This window comes from Paenibacillus rhizolycopersici, from assembly GCF_014947195.2.
Classification (GTDB): Bacteria; Bacillota; Bacilli; order Paenibacillales; family Paenibacillaceae; genus Fontibacillus; species Fontibacillus rhizolycopersici.
In genome coordinates this window covers 54,392-71,285 of the sequence record NZ_JADCNN020000017.1, presented here as the reverse complement: position 1 = coordinate 71,285, position 16,894 = coordinate 54,392, and the positions used below count along the sequence as shown (strand labels likewise).

The following is a 16,894-nucleotide window of genomic DNA, read 5'->3' as shown; positions in this document are numbered from 1 at the left end:
GGTAAAATGAACATTAGGTTTTCCAGTTAGCGGCAGAAAAAAAGCAAGCCAGGTCCCCTGTGGGATCCCGGCTTGCTTTTTTGTGCTTTTTCTTAACGAATTTTCACGTTGTACTTGTTTAGCCAGAAGTTCACCTGCGACAAATAAGCGAACAATTGCGGGCCGCTCATCAGCTGGCCGAACCACGGCAGGTTGGAGGACGATTCCTTGGATGCGGCGATAGCGCGGATTTTGTCCGCATCGATCAGCGGCAGGATCGGCGAGGTGGGATCGTCGAGAATTTTCAGCATCTGATCGCGCACCGCGGTAAGGTAATTCGGATTATGCGTTTTGGGGTAAGGGCTTTTTTTGCGATACAACACGTCTTCAGGCAGGATGCCTTCGAGCGCTTTGCGCAGAATGCCTTTTTCCCGATTCCCCGTCGTTTTGATCTCCCACGGAATGTTCCAGACGTATTGCACCAGTCGATGGTCGCAATAAGGAACGCGAACCTCCAGTCCGGCAGCCATACTCATGCGGTCTTTGCGGTCGAGCAGTGTGGGCATGAACCGCGTGATGTTCAGGTATGACATCACTCGCATCCGGGCCCGTTCCCCCGTCTCCCCTTCCAGCTTCGGCGTCTCCCCTACCGCTTCGCTGTAACGATCGGCGATGTATTGTTCCGGTTTGATCCATTCGCGGATTTCCGGTGACAACAAATCGGCGCGCAGTCCCGTCGCCACCGACCATGGGAACGTTCCTGAATTCAGCAGCTCTTCACGGTGAAACCAGGGGTATCCGCCGAAAACTTCGTCCGCGGCTTCACCCGAGATGGCGACCGTCGCCCCTTTTTTGATTTCCCGGCAAAACAACAGCAGTGAAGCGTCAACGTCGGCCATCCCGGGAAGATCGCGGGCAATCGTCGAATCGGGCAGGGCATCGACCAGCTCGGGGGTATCGAATTGGATCGCGTGATGGGCGGTCTGTAACTCCTCCACCATGCGCTTAATCCATGGGCCATCCGCGCCAGGCTGGTAGCTGTGGGCCTGAAAATGCTTGTCATTGTCGACGTAATCGATCGAATACGTATGCACTTGCCCTTGGCCGGTCCGCTTGTAGTAATCAACGGCCAGCGCGGTCAACGCACTGGAGTCCAGACCGCCGGACAGCAAGGTGCACACCGGCACATCGGAGATGAGCTGGCGATCCATGGTATCCTGCAGCAGCTTTCGAATCGTAGCCGCGGTCTCTTCCACATTGTCCGTATGAGGCTCGGCTTCTAGCTTCCAATAGGCATATTTACGCAGCCCGTTGCGGCTGAAGATCATTACGTGGCCAGGACGTAGCTCCATCAAATCCTTGTATACGCCATGGCCGGGCGTCCGCGCCGGACCCATGACGAAAATTTCGGCAAGACCTTCGGGCCCAACGACAGGCTCCACCTTTGGATGGCGTAAAATCGCCTTCGGCTCGGAACCGAAGATCAGCGTACCGTCAATTTCGCTGTAGAATAGCGGTTTTACCCCAAGGCGGTCCCGGGCAAAAAAAACATGCTCCCGAACGCTGTCCCAAATCGCAAACGCATAGATCCCGTTCAGCCGGTACACGCAATCCGGCCCCCACTCGATATACGATTGCAGTAACACCTCCGTATCGCAGTTGGTACGAAACTTACGTCCTCTCCGCTGCAGCTCAGCCTTCAGTTCAGGAGCATTATAAATCTCCCCATTATATACAATCGTAAACACCGCATCGTCTTCATGAATGATCATCGGCTGGGCCCCATTCTCGGGGTCCATGACGCTAAGGCGCCGATGTCCGAAAGCACACGGACCGGAAATCCAAGTTCCCTGGGCATCGGGTCCCCGTTTTTCCAGACAGGACGTCATGGATAATACCAGATCCGATTCTTTGGTCAAGTCCCGGTTCCATTCGATAAAGCCGGTTATTCCGCACATTTTTGCTATCTCCTCTCCGCATTGCTTTACAGTCCCCGCTTGCCGACCGGGTGAAAAGTATTAACAAATTATGCCGAACAAGGGCATAAAATGTCTGTCCATTATGGAAAACTATGGCTTGAGGGCAGCAAGGCGCGAGGTGAATACAAGCAATAGGAAGGAGGAATTCACTTGGAAAAGAGGCCTTTTTTCGTTTCTGTTCAAGGGCGCTCGCTGCTTGAGGATCCTGGAGCCGCGGCGTACGAATGGGAGGTCCAAGCAACCCGCCAGGAGGCGGACACCTTAAGCCATATGCTCGAGCAGTTGGGGGAGAAGGAGGAAAGCGGCTTTCTGGCTTTTACGTACCCTTGGCCGGATACGCCGGAGGGCGAGGTGAACCGCAGCTACGACAGCCTCCTGAACGCGTTGTACCGTGAGATTTATCGGCTGGGTACGGCAGAGACCCGGGCGCAAATGGAGCGTTCCGGTTTTGCGGCTCAGCTGTAGTTTCTTTGGATTCCACCCGAAAGGAGCAACACCTGTGACGTATTATATCAAGGACGCTGAGTTTCGGCGGATGGACGAGCATCAAGACCGGCCCTGCGCGGTGATTCAGGTGTACCCGGGGGCGGTGGGCGACCCCGATCTATTTGTTTACGTGGCTCGTGCTAAGGCGGGAAATGAGTATGAAATCATCCGAATGATTCGCAGCGATGCCGATTTGGAGATCGACTGGTACGATAATAGCCTGCATCAGGCGTTCGCCGACGTGGCGGAAGACCAGTTCGGAGACCGGGGGTGGCCGGAACCGGAAGCTCAACGTAAGGAGTTTTTGCAGAACCTGCTCGCCAATGAGCAGATTGCCGCCCGGCTGGAGCAGTTGCCTACTTGAGACCACGCCAAGAATTTGCCAAAAAGCGCTTTGAAAAAACAAAAGGGATGCGCTATAATTATTAACGCATCCTTTTTTCATACCTGTGTCCCAGTAGCTCAGCTGGATAGAGCAACGGCCTTCTAAGCCGTCGGTCGGGGGTTCGAATCCCTCCTGGGACGTAACAAGAGAGCACCCGTAAGGGTGCTTTTTTTTGTTGCGTCCCAGGTTGGTATGAGAACCCCAACAGGGGTTCGTCGAAGCGAAACCGCCCGCGCAAGCGGGGCGGAGGAGCGGAGTTTCGTGTTCCCGATTTGGGTTGAGCTAGATGGATTTTCTACATCTATTTTCGTTGTTTTCAGGCAAAAGGAATAATTGAGTTGGAAATCCTACAGTTAAATCTACCCGAAATAGCCTCCGAACGAGAAATCAAGAAAAATAGCTGTAGATTTTCCACCTCGTACCGTCCCCAAGAGACAAAACCGAAAAATGAAGTGTAGGTTTTCCAGTTAATGATCCTTCCGGACCGAGGTATCACTCTACTTCATTACGTCCTAAATTGGGGCGAGCTCCCCTTAGGGGATTCATCGAAGCTAGGCTGCCCAAACGAGCAGGGCGGATGTGTGAAGTCTCGAGCGTTGCGTGAGAGTACCTCGATACAGGACCGTCGTCCAACTAAATTAAAAAATCAAAAACCCCTTTGAGATCAAAGGGGCTGGAGGTTACTAGGTTATGGAGCGGGTGAAGGGAATCGAACCCTCGCCTCAAGCTTGGGAAGCTGGCGTTCTACCATTGAACTACACCCGCAAAAGCTAAGCAAGAAATATTATAACGCGAACCAAGAAGAGAATCAAGCCCCGCCAAATATTACCGGTCGGGGCTTTTGCTTGTTACTTGACGATGATTCTTCGGGCTGCTGCCATCCCTCTTAACTCGATGTTTAGTTTCTCCTTTTCTTCGGGGTTCAATTCCAGGCGTAATCCGTAATGTTGGCTTGAGGGCTCAAGCTCCTTCTGCCAGCGAATTTCCCCTGGAAAGGTGCGCATCTCGTCACTTAACCGTACATGCAGTAGGATGCGCAAGTCGTGAGAAGACGCGTGCAGATTCAATTCGGTGCGGACCCGGCAGCCCGATTTACTGATGTCGATTAGATCGATCTGAGCGGGCTTGCAGGGCAGCGGTTGCCCATCAATGGATAGGATTTCAAGCGAGGCCTCGATCGGCGGATACAGAGAGTAACGGAAAGGTTCAGTTCTTCTAGTTGTTGTCATAAATAAGATTATAGCGAAATTTGTCGAGAGATACATGGATTTTTCAAAGGAGGAGAGGGCGAAATTTTTTTTACATTTTTACATAACCTTACAATCTACGAGAATTGATTTAACAATTGTATACGACAATCAAATCGTAGTTACATATGCCAATATAAAAGGGTGAAATGAATGAAGACGAGTAAGGTATTGGGGATGATTTTGGCCTCCGCGGTCGTAGCGACGACGGCGATGGCATCAAGCGCAGCAGCTGAAGCCGGCTACAAGACGGCCGCAGCCAAATCTAGCGTAAGCCAGCTGAAAGTAGTGAGCCAGAGCGTAGTCATCGACGGAACCAAAGTGTCGTTGAAATCCGTGTCGGTGAACAAAGCGGTCTTGTACTCGCTTCGCGACTTGGCCGGTGGACTCGGGGCAACCATTAAGCAATCCGGTGCCGAATTGACCGTTACCGACAGCCTGGGGCAACACGCAGTCACTTTGAAAGCCGGCGCGAAAGCATATCGGGTCGATGGAGTTAGCGCTCAGTTTACGGTTGCTCCGCAATCCGTACAAGGCTCGCTTTACGTAGAACCTGCCACGCTGATTCAAGCACTGGGTGGCGAAGTGCTCCCGGGTACAGGCGAGGTTCGCAGCACGGGACGCTTGAGCGGCCAATTCTCCGCCCCATGGTTCAACGCAGCTGGCAGTATCATTGTTAGCCAGGACGATGCAGAAACGGCACAGTTGTTCAAATTGGGCAATGACGGACAATTTGAACTCTTTTCCGATAACGGGAATCTCACTGGGGCTGCCTTGTCGCCTGACCTTACCACAGCGGCCTTTACGGATGAAAATGGCGCTTTGTTCTTGATCAATACAGGGAACGGTACCGTGAAGAAGCTTGGCTCCGACACCACGGTGAAGACGGATTTGACCTGGTCGGCGGACGGCAAGAAAATCTATTTCATCCAAGGCGACAAACAAGAGAAGATCGCATACATAAGCCTGGATACCGCTCAAGTGACGGAAGTGCTGGCGGATAAAGTGGAGAACAAAGCCGAGGTTCAAGTGTCTCCGGACGAGAAGAAGCTGGTGTATTTCGTTAACGTGACCGGCAAAGCCGAAACGGATAAAGAAGGCACGGAGGAATCGTTGACCATCGATTACTCTAAAGCGGGGACGCAAGTACACTCTCTGGAGCTTGGCAAGAAGGACGCTAAACCAGTGCAATTGACAAAAGAACTGGACAACAAATTGTATCTTTCCCTGCTTTCCGACGGCAGCGCGGCATATATCAGTGCCGATCCCGACGGGGCGACGGACGGCAGTGTGCTGAAGCTGATTTCGGCAGACGGTACCAAAATCAGTAACTTGGTCGCCGATGCAGACGTCTTATCGAGCCTCGTAGTTAACGGTAAGTTGGTCATTCTTGCTGAAAATGCCAACGGAAGCCATCTGTTTGAAGTGGCTCCAACCGGCGCGAAAACGGAATTGTATGGCACCAAAGCGTCCGTCTCCGATTGGTCCGTAGCGAAGAATGGAACGATCGTACTCATCGAGGACGGCAAGGTAATCTTGGTTCAAAGCGGCAAATCGACAGAGCTGACAAAATAATGGGATTCGGAAGGGGTTTATTTGAATGAACTGGTTGAAAAAATTATCATTGGTCGCGGTAGCCTCGGCAGTACTGCTGTCGACGACGATTTCGGGCTCTGCTTGGGCGAAAGATGACCTTAAGGGCAAAATTACGGTTAACGGCTCGACAGCGTTGCTGCCTCTGACTTTGCAAGCCGCCAAGGAGTTTCAAAAGCTGCATCCGAAAGTGAAGATCGCTGCTTCCGGTAAAGGCTCCGTAACCGGACCTCAAGCGGTTAAGAAGGGGATCGCGCAAATCGGCGCTTGCGACTGGGATGCCAGCACAGACGTTCCCGGATTTAAGGCGTTCGACGGGCAAGTAGCCAACAAAGTCGCAGTGATTCCGTTTGCTACGATCGTGAATAAGAGCGTGAGCGTGGACAGTCTGACGACCGAGCAACTGAAGGGCATTTTCGCCGGTAAAATCACCAACTGGAAAGAGGTTGGCGGCGATGACGAAGATATCGTGGTTATTACTCGCTCGTTTGGCTCGGGCACACGCGTTAACTACCAAGCCAAAGCGCTCGGCGGCGGGGATATCGTGAAAAAAGAAAAGAACTACAAGGAAGTTGGCTCCAGCGGCGACATGAAAACAGCCGTAGCCACGACGCCGAATTCGATCGGCTACATCGATTTAACGTATATCAGCGGGAAAGACATTAAAGCCGTGAAGCACAACGGAGTTGAAGCTTCGGTGGAGAATGTCATCAACGGCAAATATAAAATTTGGTCGTACGGTTATTACATGACGAAGGGTCAACCAACCGGCGCGACAAAAGCATTTATCGAATACGTACAAAGCAAGAAGTTCCAAGAAGGTTCCCTGAAAAAATTGAAATTCATTCCGATTTCGGCAATGAAATAAGCAGAAGCTTGCATTAACCCGGCCAGCCCCATCACCTACGGGGCTGGTCTTACGCATGGGAGGAACCAGGGTGAATCTACCTGCTCAACATACCGCATCGCACGCCGGAGCGGCATCCAAACCCCAGCGTGACCCGCATGGCCTAACGGCCGGGAATAAACGGGCACGGCTGATGGACCGGCTATTCAAGAATTACTTTCTGTTCAGCATTTTGGCCTTATGCCTCGTACTGGCAATGGTCGTTTTCTTTATCGGCAGGACCGCGATTCTGACCTTCGGGGAGGTTTCGTTTGCAGAATTCTTCTTCTCCTTCAATTGGACGCCGGAGGAGGATCGGTTCGGCGCTGCATTGTTTATCATTAACACGTTGTCCTTAACTGCGTTGACCATGATCATCGCGGTTCCGATTTCCGTAGGGATGGCGATCCTGATCGCAGAAATTGCCCCAAATTGGCTCAAAAAAATCATCCGTCCGCTGCTGGACCTGCTGGTCGGCATCCCCTCGATTGTTTACGGGTATCTCGGGTTGACGGTGCTGCTTCCATTCCTCCGCGAACTGAGCGGCGAGGGTTTGGGCGACGGGCTTCTGGCTGCCGCACTGGTTCTGACGATCATGATACTGCCAACGATCAGCCGTATCAGCGACGATGCGATCTCGGCCGTACCGAAGAAGTATCGCGACGCTTCCTACGCCTTGGGCTCGACTCGGTTGCAGACCATCTTTAAAGCCGTGCTGCCGGCGGCCGGACGGGGTATCGTTGCCGCTATCATTTTAGGGATGACCCGCGCCATCGGCGAGACCATGGCTGTGGTGATGGTCATCGGGAATACGCCTCAGCTGGCAAAGTCGCTGTTTGCGCCCGCCTCGGTGTTGACGAGTAATATCGTCATGCAAATCTCCAACGTAGAGTTCGAATCTACTTGGAATTACAGCTTGCATATGATGGCGTTTTTGCTGCTGCTCATTTCCTTCGCCCTGATTTTGCTCATCCGCTACGTCGGACGAAAGAGAGAGGTGTAGCCAATGAACGGGTTTCAACGATCCCGAAAATTTAGCCGTTCCTTGCTGTGGGACCGCGCTGCCACCGGTGTCTTTTATGGATTGGGAGCGCTGATCTTGCTGTTGATTGCTTGGCTGCTGTTTACGATCCTGAGCAAAGGGCTGCCGCAAATTTCCTGGGGGTTTCTGTTCAAGCTGCCGGAGGAGATCGATGCCGGCGGCGGCATCGGTCCGATGCTGTTCAACTCCTTTTACGTCCTCTTCCTCTCGCTGGTGATCTCGATTCCAATTGGCATCGGCGCGGGCATTTATATGGCGGAATACGCACCGAACAATCGGTTTACAGAAGTGCTGCGCATTTGCGTGGAATCGTTGTCCTCCGTGCCTTCGATTGTCTTCGGCATGCTGGGCTTGGCGATTTTCGCGGAATATTTCGGGATCGGCCTCACGATCCTTGGCGGGGCGGTTAGCCTGGCATTCCTCAACCTGCCCATGCTGGCTCGGGTAACGGAAGAGGCGGTTCGCGCCGTGCCAAACGATCTCAGAAATGCGGCTTACGCGCTGGGTACCACCCATTATCAAGCGATCCGTACGGTCGTGATCCCTGTGGCGATGCAGGCGATCGTCACCGGAATCTGTCTGGTGGCAGGCCGCGCATTCGGGGAGTCGGCCGTCATCATTTTGACGGCAGGACTCAGTACTTCGGGGGAAATGTGGGACTTCAATCTGTTCTCCCCCGGAGAAACCTTGGCCGTTCATCTTTGGTACGTCCAATCGGAGGCGATCGTCGAGGATGCCCGGGAGATCGCCGACAAATCGGCCGCCGTACTCGTGTTCGTCGTGCTGTTGATCAACTTGGTGTTCCGCGTACCGCTCTGGTTCAATAATCGTAAACTGAAGAGATAATGCCAGGCGTAGGAAGGAAAACTTGAAAAGCCGCGGGAGCGTTTTGCTCCTGCGGCTTTATTGGCGTGGTATCCATATTAGGTTCTCAAGCTTTGCGCTTTGCCGCCGGACGGGCCAGCAGATCCCGAATATCCGATTCGATATCCGCGGGCTCGGTGCGGGCGCCGTACCGCTTGACGATCGCTCCCTCCCGGTCCACAAGGAATTTCACGAAGTTCCACTCGATATCACCGGTGTCGTAAGGATCTGGCGTATGCTCCCGCAGATATCGGTACAACGGGTGAGCTTGCGCTCCGTTAACGTCGATTTTAGCGAAGAGCGGGAAGGTGACCTGATAATTCGTTTCGCAAAACGTCTTAATCTCTTCTTCACTTCCCGGCTCCTGCTCCGCAAATTGGTTGCAAGGAAAGCCAAGGACGGAGAAGCCTTGGTTCTTGTATTCGCTGTACAGGTGCTGCATCCCAGCATAGTGTGGAGTCAACCCGCAGGCACTGGCGGTGTTCACGATCAATAGTACGTGGCCTTGGTAAGGTGCAAGCGTCGTTGTTTCGCCCGAGATGGTACGGACCTCGATATCGTAGATGCCCTTAGGCTCTGAACTCATAACATCACCTCTCGCATAATTGATAACGTTTACCTCTATTCTACTCCAAAAGTTCCCAATATTTCAAATTTGAATAGATCGCCCGAAGAATAGCTGTCATAGACATGACATTAAGAAATTTTCTATTGTCTATCCTGTGAAAATGCTGTAAAGTAACTTATCAAACAAACATTTTTCTGTTTTGTGTCAGTTAACTTAACACTTCAATTGACCATAGTTCGATTAATCGTCACTTTTAGCGAAAAAACGGCAAAAAAATGTGATTTATCATATATCACTTTGATTACAGCAGTTGCTTAAGTTTGGACTTTAGTTGGTTGCAGTGAGGAAGTGAGAATATACATTCGTCCGCTCTATAGGGACAAAACGACAGGGTCCGACCTTCTGCAAAACAGAGTTGGAAGGTAGTTGTATAACTTGTTGCTTTAGCAAATCACAGCAAGATAGAACGTTTGCACATTTGTCTGCCATTGACGGACATTGTCGAAACCGTGATATTCCATTTTTTCAGGAAAAGAGGCTGTAACATGATTCAACCCATTTTGCAGATTGAGGATTTGCACACCCACTTTTTTACCGATCGAGGCGAAATCCCTGCGGTGGACGGCGTGAACCTGTATGTCAATCCGGGGGAGGTGCTAGGCGTCGTTGGGGAATCGGGCTGCGGCAAGAGCGTAACCTCATTGTCGATCTTAAAGCTCATCCCACAGCCTCCCGGCAAAATCACCAGCGGGTCGATCTTGTTTAAAGGGCAGGATATCGTCCCGATGAAAGAACGGGAAATGCGATCGATTCGAGGGAACTCCATCTCGATGATTTTTCAGGAACCGATGACGTCGCTGAATCCATTGTTTACGGTCGGCCAGCAGATTGGAGAGACGGTCCGGTTGCACCGAGGGTTAAGTAAAAAGGAAGCCCGCGAGCATACGATTGACATGCTGAAAAAGGTCGGCATACCAAGACCGGAAGCCATTATCGACGAATATCCCCACCAGTTATCCGGCGGGATGAGGCAGCGGGTCATGATCGCGATGGCGATCTCCTGTAATCCTGAGCTGCTGATCGCTGACGAACCGACTACGGCGCTCGATGTGACCATCCAGGCGCAAATCCTTGACCTCATTCGGCGATTGAACGAAGAGAATGGTACCGCCGTGATGATGATTACCCACGATCTTGGGGTCGTTGCTGAAATGTGCCACCGCGTTGCGGTCATGTATGCCGGAAAGGTCGTAGAGGAAGGCAGTGTACGGGATATTTTCAAAAATCCGCTGCACCCCTACACGCAAGGGCTGATCAAGTCAGTGCCGCGTATGGACGAGGAACGCAAGCGACTGTTCTCCATCCCAGGCAACGTGCCCATTTTGAACACTCAGATGAAGGGGTGCCGCTTTGCCGAACGTTGTCCGCACGCAATGCCGATTTGCCTGGAACAGCTGCCCGAACTGAGGGAATACGAAACGGCGCACAACTGCCGGTGCTGGCTCCATGAAACGCCACAGGAGGAAGTCGTATGAGTGAACCATTACTGCAAGTAGAGCATCTGAAAAAATACTATCCCCTCGGGGGCGGTTGGTTCGGCCAGACACAACAATTCGTCAAAGCAGTGGACGACATCTCGTTTACGGTGAATAAGGGCGAAACGTTTGGGCTGGTAGGGGAAAGCGGCTGCGGGAAATCGACGACAGGCCGTTCCTTGCTCCGGTTGATCGAGCCGACCAGCGGGAAAGTGATGTTTGAAGGGGAAGAAATCACGGCCCTGTCTCCGGAAGCGCTGCGTAAGAAACGCAAAGATATGCAGATCGTATTCCAGGATCCATTCTCATCGCTGGACCCGCGCCATACCGTACAACGTATCCTTGAGGAACCGTTGATCGTACACGGCGTGGGCAACGCCAAGGAACGGCGAGCGATGATCGACCGATTAATCGACGTCGTTGGCCTGACACAAAGTCATTTGCAGCGTTATCCGCATCAGTTCTCCGGCGGACAGCGGCAGCGGATTGGCATTGCAAGGGCGTTGTCCTTGCAGCCGAAGCTGATCGTCGCCGACGAGCCCGTCTCGGCGCTCGACGTGTCGATCCAGTCGCAGGTGGTGAACCTGCTTCAGGATCTGCAGGAGGAATTCGGCTTGACTTATATCTTTATCGCCCACGACCTTAGCGTCGTGAAGCATATCTGCGATCGGGTCGCGGTGATGTATCTAGGCCGGATCGTCGAGATCGCCGACAAGCACAAGTTATATTCGGCGCCTCAACATCCGTACACGCAGGCGCTCCTGTCCGCGGTTCCGGAGCCCGATCCGGACAAGAAGGCAGAACGGATCATCCTGCAGGGCGAAGTGCCCAGCCCGGCCAATGCGCCGGTCGGCTGCGCGTTCCATACGCGGTGTCCGATGGCGATGGAGGTCTGCCGGACGCACCGCCCAGAGCTGGCCGAGACGGAAGCGGGCCATTTGACGGCGTGCCACTTGTTCACGGAAGCGAAGACGGCAGGAAGCGCGAGTTTAGCGTAAGGGTTAGGTTTCGAGCACCGAGAAGGTTGGATGAAGCTAGGGAGTGAGTAGCGGAGCGTAGCTGGAAGCTACGTGAGCAACTGAAATGTTTCCGAAGGAAACATGCTTCGGAAGCATCGGCTTGGACCGGCTGAATTCAAGATTCGACGCCGAACAACTACTTGATATCGCATCGTGATCGAAGGATGACGTTTTGAACTACCATTTCAATAAAGGTTCAAAAGGTTAGGTTTCGAGCACCGAGAAGGTTGGATGAAGCTAGGGAGTGAGTAGCGGAGCGTAGCTGGAAGCTACGTGAGCAACGGAAGGACCGGCTGAATTCAAGATTCGACGCCGAACAACTACTTGATATCGCATCGTGATCGAAAGATGACGTTTTGAACTACCGCTATGGTTTATAGCTGGGAACTAAGCCCGGCTTCTTATAAACAAGAAATTATATATCGTGATTCAGAAGGGAGCCACAATATGAAAGCAAAGAGATGGAGTAGTGTCGTTTTAGTCATGATGCTTAGCGCAGCCGTTGCCTTGACGGGTTGCGGAGGGAACAACAATGCCGGCAGCAGCAATACTGGCGGAACCAATGCGGGTACGAATACGGAAGCGAACGCTCCGGCTAATTCTGCCCAAGACACCTTGATTGTCGGTCGCGGTGGGGATTCTGCATCCCTGGATCCGGCGATCGTCACGGACGGAGAATCGCTGAAAATCGCGCACCAAGTGTTCGACTCCCTGCTGGAGTACAAAGAAGGAACTACAGAGGTTCAGGGTTCCCTGGCCGACAGCTGGACCGTGTCCGATGACGGTTTGAAATACACCTTCAAGCTGCGTCAAGGCGTGAAATTCCATGACGGCACCGAATTTAACGCCGATGCGGTCGTATTCAACTTCAACCGTTGGACGGATCCGAGCAGCGAATTCAAATTCGAAGGCGACTCCTTCGACTATTATGATTCCATGTTTGGTCCGGACGGCAAACGCGTCATTAAAGAGGTTAAAGCCGTTGACCCAAGCACGGTAGAATTCACATTGAACCAGCCGCAAGCTCCATTCTTGCAAAACCTGGCTATGACCTCCTTCGGAATCGCCAGCCCGACGGCCATCCAGGAGAAGAAGGAGAACTTCAAGAACGAACCGGTTGGCACAGGTCCATTCGTGTTCAAAGAGTGGAAACGCAACGATTCGATCACGTTGGAGAAGAACGCAAGCTACTGGAAAGAAGGCCTTCCGAAGCTGAATAAAGTCATCGTTCGCTCGATTCCGGACAACTCTGCACGCTTCAATGCCTTGCAAAGCGGAGAGATCGATTTGATGGAAGACTTGAGCCCGGACGATCTGGCGACGCTGGAAGCCAACCCGGACCTGCAAAAGATCGAGCGTCCTTCCAACAACGTTGGTTACGTCGGCTTCAACACGAAGAAAGAACCGTTTAACAACGTGAAAGTAAGACAAGCGCTGAACTATGCTGTCGACAAGCAAGCGATCATTGACGCTTTCTTCGCCGGCCAAGCGGAACCTGCCAAGAACCCGATGCCGCCGTCCCTGTGGGGCTACAACGACAGCATCGCCGATTACGAGTTTGATCCAGAGAAAGCTAAATCATTGCTGGCGGAAGCAGGTTATCCGAACGGCTTGCCTGGTGAATACGTCTTTTATGCCATGCCAGTATCCCGTCCGTATATGCCAGACGGCAAGAAAGTTGCCGAAGTCATTCAACAAAACTTCGAAGCCGTTGGCGTGAAGGTTGTCATTGAGTCTCCGGAATGGGCCACTTATCTGGATGATGCACAAGCCGGCGAGAAAGACGATCTGTACATGCTGGGCTGGACCGGCGACAACGGTGACCCTGACAACTTCTTGTACACGTTGCTGGACAAAGACGCGATTCCGTCTAACAACTACAGCTACTATGCGAACGACGAGCTTCATGAATTATTAGTCGCGGCGCAAAAAGAAACCGAGCAATCGAAACGTGAAGAGTTGTATAAACAAGCTCAAGAAATTATCAAAGCCGACGCTCCATGGATTCCGCTCGTGCATACGACGCCGCTCTTGGCAGCGAAAGCAAATCTGAAAGGTTATGTCCCGGCGCCGACAGGTACGGAGTACTACAGCAATATCTATTTCGAATAACAGGCGGTATCTTAACGCCTCTGGCAGGTGAACCTCATCTTGAAAGCTTATGTATTGAAACGAATCCTCATCATGGTTCCTGTCCTGATCGGCATGACGATTATCGTATTTTCCATTATCCATGCGATTCCCGGTGATCCTGCGGAAACGATTCTGGGTCAGAAAGCGACCGAGCAGTCCAAAGAGGCGCTTCGCGAGCAGCTTGGCCTGAACAATCCATGGTATCAGCAGTATTTCGCGTACATGGGGGATTTGCTGAAAGGGGATCTGGGGCAATCGATCCGCACAAGAGTGCCGATTGCCCAAGAGATCACTCCGTATCTGGCGGCAACGGCAGAATTGACCGTGGCGGCCATGGCGTTTGCGATTTTCTTCGGCGTGAACGCCGGCATTATCAGCGCCTGGAAGCAAAACTCTTGGTTCGATTACATCTGCATGCTGATCGCGCTCATCGGGGTGTCGATGCCGATCTTCTGGCTAGGGTTGATGGAACAGTGGATCTTCTCGCTCAAGCTCCATTGGCTGCCTTCGATTGGGCGCATGAATCAACGGGATCCGGTAGAAGCCGTCACCAATCTATATCTGATCGACAGCCTCATCGCGGGTCGATGGGATCAGTTATGGACGGTGTGCAAGCATTTGATTTTGCCAAGTGTGGCTCTGGGTACGATTCCGATGGCGGTCATCGCCCGAATGACGCGATCCAGCATGCTCGAAGTCATGAACTCGGATTTCGTTCGTACGGCTAAAGCCAAAGGGCTGTCGCAATTCATCGTCGTTTATAAGCATGCGTTGAAAAATGCCTTTATTCCCGTGCTGACGGTCATCGGTCTACAAACAGGTGCGCTGCTTGGCGGCGCGGTTCTGACCGAAACGATTTTCGCCTGGCCGGGCGTAGGACGGTACATTTACGAGGCAATCAGCTCGCGTGATTATCCGGTCATTCAGTCCGGCATCCTGATTATTGCCTTTCTGTTCGTCGTCATTAATCTGATTGTGGATTTGCTGTATGCAGCGGTGGATCCGCGCATCCGTTACCGGTAAAGGAGGGAAACCATGGCACAAGCAACTACGGCAACATCTAACGGAACTACCTCCATCCCGACCGAGAAGGTTTCCGGACCTTGGCGCGATGCGTGGAGAGCGTTCCGCAAGAATAAAATCGCGATGGTGGGCCTCATCATGATCGGCTTCTTCATCTTAATCGCGCTACTGGCCCCGGTCATCGCCCCTTATGAATACGATACGCAGGCACTGCGTGATCGATTGAAGGCTCCGTCCTCGGCCCATTGGTTCGGGACAGACGATCTCGGGCGGGATTTGTTTACCCGCGTGCTATACGGCGCCCGCATCTCCTTGTGGGTGGGGACGTTTTCCGTGGTGGGATCGATTATTCTGGGGACGCTGTTCGGCATTTTGGCGGGATTCTATGGCAAATGGATCGATATGGTGATCTCGCGCTTATTCGATATTTTGCTGGCGTTCCCAAGCATTTTGCTGGCGATCGCGATCGTGGCCATTCTTGGCCCGTCTCTGCAGAACGCGCTGCTCGCCATCGCTATCGTTAACATTCCGACCTATGGCCGGCTAGTTCGGGCGAAGGTATTGAGTTTGAAAAATGAAGAGTATATTACCGCCGCTCGTGCAATCGGGATGAAGAACAGCGCGATTTTGCTGCGGCACATCCTGCCCAACAGCTTGACGCCGATTATCGTACAGGGCACTTTAGGTATCGCCACAGCGATCATCGAAGCAGCCGCCCTTGGCTTCCTCGGTCTAGGCGCGCAGCCGCCTACACCGGAATGGGGCAAAATGCTGTCCGACTCGCGTCAGTTTATCGCCACCGCTCCGTGGACGGTCGTATTCCCGGGGGTTTCGATCATGCTGACTGTACTTGCGTTTAACCTGATGGGCGACGGTTTGCGCGACGCACTGGATCCTCGGATGAAGAGTTAAGTTGTTAAGAATCGACTGCCGGGAGGTTTCCCGGCAGTTTTTTTGTGTGCTGTGCCTAATATACGGAGTATGAGTTTGCGGGTATAATTTAGGCGTAAGCTAAAGAGAGTGGCAAGGATGAGGAGGCGGCGGGATGGCCAGAAAAGCTAGAAAAGTGACGATCGTCGGATCCGGTCTGGTCGGCACGGCTTGCGCTTATTCCATGATCAACCAATCGGTCTGCGACGAGATCATGATGATCGATCGGACGTACGATCGCGCGGTGGCGCATGCGCTGGATTTATCGCATTGCATGGATTTTACGCAAGCTCGCACGAAAGTTTCAGCCGGCCGGCTGGAAGATTGCCGCGATATGGATGTGGTTGTACTGACAGCGGGGGCGAATCCGAAGCCAGGGCAAACAAGGCTGGACGTCTTGGAAGAGGCGGAAAAAATCACGCGGGATATCGTCAGTCGCATTGTCGGCGGAGGGTTTGACGGGGTATTTGTTGTAGCCGCAAATCCGGTCGATATCGTCACGTACATCGTGCGCGAGGTATCCGGGTTCCCAAGGAATCGAGTGATCGGTACCGGCACCTCAATCGATTCAGCCCGGCTGAAAACGCTGCTGTCGGAGGTGTTTTCGATCGACCCGCGCAGCGTTAACGGGTACGCGATGGGCGAGCACGGCGAATCGCAGTTTGTCGCCTGGTCGCATGTCACGATCGGCGGGAAGCCGCTGTTGCACATTCTGGAGCAGCACAAGGAGCGGTTCCGCCACGTCGATTTGGACGAAATCGCGCAGAAGACCAAGGACGCAGGCTGGGAAATATTTACGCGTAAGGGCAATACGCAGTTCGGGATTGGCAATGCGCTGGCCTATATCGTGCGATCCATATTGAATGATGAGCATAAGATCATCGCCGTCTCCGCTGTATTGGAGGGAGAGTACGGGCAGACAGGCGTCTGCGCCGGGGTGCCCGCCATCATTGGAGATGGTGGGATCGAAGAGGTGCTGGAGTTGAACTTGACTTGGGAGGAACAGCGAAAATTCGCGCATTCCTGCGGGATTATGAAGACGGCGATCGCCAGTCTTCGCGCTTAATCTGCGGCTGCAGGTAATTGGCAGCCTCTGAGCATCGATCCGAACGGATCGGTGCTCTTTTTTTTCGGCTGAAGAGGTGTGTGCCACCATAATGTAAGTTCCGGGAAGGAGCGTTAATTCATCCTCAAGGAGGTTCTGCCGGAAGGCTTCTTCATTATA

General features: G+C 52.8%; 15 protein-coding genes and 2 tRNA genes. 13 read left to right on the top strand and 4 right to left on the bottom strand.

What is annotated here, in order from left to right:
• Positions 1–92: 92 nt before the first annotated feature.
• Positions 93–1,937: an asparagine synthase (glutamine-hydrolyzing) gene (gene asnB / locus IM700_RS16920; protein ID WP_193418121.1), complete on the bottom strand. Its 1,845-nt coding sequence runs from the start codon at positions 1,935–1,937 to the stop codon at positions 93–95.
• 171 nt (positions 1,938–2,108) lie between these two features.
• On the opposite strand from asnB, the gene IM700_RS16915 reads away from it, so the two are divergent.
• From IM700_RS16915 to IM700_RS16905, 3 genes are all read left to right on the top strand, one after another.
• Complete coding sequence (locus tag IM700_RS16915) at positions 2,109–2,423, top strand: hypothetical protein (protein ID WP_193418119.1); 315 nt, start codon at positions 2,109–2,111, stop codon at positions 2,421–2,423.
• Between the two features lie 34 nt (positions 2,424–2,457).
• Positions 2,458–2,808: a hypothetical protein gene (locus IM700_RS16910; RefSeq protein WP_336244910.1), complete on the top strand. Its 351-nt coding sequence runs from the start codon at positions 2,458–2,460 to the stop codon at positions 2,806–2,808.
• Positions 2,809–2,895: 87 nt separating this feature from the next.
• A tRNA-Arg gene (locus IM700_RS16905) sits at positions 2,896–2,969 on the top strand.
• A 551-nt stretch (positions 2,970–3,520) separates the two neighbouring features.
• Here the strand turns inward: IM700_RS16905 and IM700_RS16900 are convergent.
• Together IM700_RS16900 and IM700_RS16895 are read right to left on the bottom strand one after the other, a co-directional pair.
• Positions 3,521–3,594, bottom strand: a tRNA-Gly gene (locus tag IM700_RS16900).
• Between the two features lie 83 nt (positions 3,595–3,677).
• Positions 3,678–4,058: a PilZ domain-containing protein gene (locus tag IM700_RS16895; protein WP_167521210.1), complete on the bottom strand. Its 381-nt coding sequence runs from the start codon at positions 4,056–4,058 to the stop codon at positions 3,678–3,680.
• A gap of 171 nt (positions 4,059–4,229) precedes the next feature.
• Between IM700_RS16895 and IM700_RS16890 the strand changes: the two genes are divergently transcribed.
• The 4 genes from IM700_RS16890 (at position 4,230) to pstA (ending at position 8,443) form a co-directional block, all read left to right on the top strand.
• A complete protein-coding gene (locus IM700_RS16890) occupies positions 4,230–5,651 on the top strand; it encodes a stalk domain-containing protein (protein WP_193418118.1) in 1,422 nt (473 codons plus the stop codon).
• A 25-nt stretch (positions 5,652–5,676) separates the two neighbouring features.
• Positions 5,677–6,537 (top strand): phosphate ABC transporter substrate-binding protein, encoded by an 861-nt coding sequence (locus IM700_RS16885; RefSeq protein ID WP_155606317.1) that lies wholly within the window; start codon positions 5,677–5,679, stop codon positions 6,535–6,537.
• 70 nt (positions 6,538–6,607) lie between these two features.
• Positions 6,608–7,558 carry a phosphate ABC transporter permease subunit PstC gene (pstC, locus tag IM700_RS16880; RefSeq protein WP_336244909.1) on the top strand — a complete coding sequence of 317 codons (951 nt, stop codon included), beginning with the start codon at positions 6,608–6,610 and terminating at the stop codon, positions 7,556–7,558.
• Between the two features lie 3 nt (positions 7,559–7,561).
• Complete coding sequence (gene pstA / locus IM700_RS16875) at positions 7,562–8,443, top strand: phosphate ABC transporter permease PstA (RefSeq protein ID WP_155606319.1); 882 nt, start codon at positions 7,562–7,564, stop codon at positions 8,441–8,443.
• Positions 8,444–8,528: 85 nt separating this feature from the next.
• Here pstA and IM700_RS16870 read toward each other — a convergent pair whose 3' ends face one another.
• Positions 8,529–9,047 carry a glutathione peroxidase gene (locus tag IM700_RS16870; protein ID WP_193418116.1) on the bottom strand — a complete coding sequence of 173 codons (519 nt, stop codon included), beginning with the start codon at positions 9,045–9,047 and terminating at the stop codon, positions 8,529–8,531.
• 527 nt (positions 9,048–9,574) lie between these two features.
• Between IM700_RS16870 and IM700_RS16865 the strand changes: the two genes are divergently transcribed.
• From IM700_RS16865 to IM700_RS16840, 6 genes are all read left to right on the top strand, one after another.
• Positions 9,575–10,564: an ABC transporter ATP-binding protein gene (locus IM700_RS16865; RefSeq protein ID WP_193418114.1), complete on the top strand. Its 990-nt coding sequence runs from the start codon at positions 9,575–9,577 to the stop codon at positions 10,562–10,564.
• Positions 10,561–11,562 carry an ABC transporter ATP-binding protein gene (locus IM700_RS16860; RefSeq protein ID WP_193418112.1) on the top strand — a complete coding sequence of 334 codons (1,002 nt, stop codon included), beginning with the start codon at positions 10,561–10,563 and terminating at the stop codon, positions 11,560–11,562. Before IM700_RS16865 ends, IM700_RS16860 begins: the two co-directional genes overlap by 4 nt.
• Positions 11,563–12,030: 468 nt before the next feature.
• Complete coding sequence (locus tag IM700_RS16855) at positions 12,031–13,695, top strand: ABC transporter substrate-binding protein (protein WP_193418110.1); 1,665 nt, start codon at positions 12,031–12,033, stop codon at positions 13,693–13,695.
• 39 nt (positions 13,696–13,734) lie between these two features.
• On the top strand, positions 13,735–14,739 hold the full coding sequence (locus IM700_RS16850; protein WP_193418108.1) for an ABC transporter permease: 1,005 nt from the start codon (positions 13,735–13,737) through the stop codon (positions 14,737–14,739).
• A 12-nt stretch (positions 14,740–14,751) separates the two neighbouring features.
• On the top strand, positions 14,752–15,651 hold the full coding sequence (gene nikC, locus IM700_RS16845; RefSeq protein ID WP_193418106.1) for a nickel transporter permease: 900 nt from the start codon (positions 14,752–14,754) through the stop codon (positions 15,649–15,651).
• Positions 15,652–15,784: 133 nt separating this feature from the next.
• Positions 15,785–16,735, top strand: a complete 951-nt coding sequence (locus tag IM700_RS16840) for an L-lactate dehydrogenase (protein ID WP_155606326.1) — start codon at positions 15,785–15,787, stop codon at positions 16,733–16,735.
• Positions 16,736–16,894 lie beyond the last annotated feature (159 nt).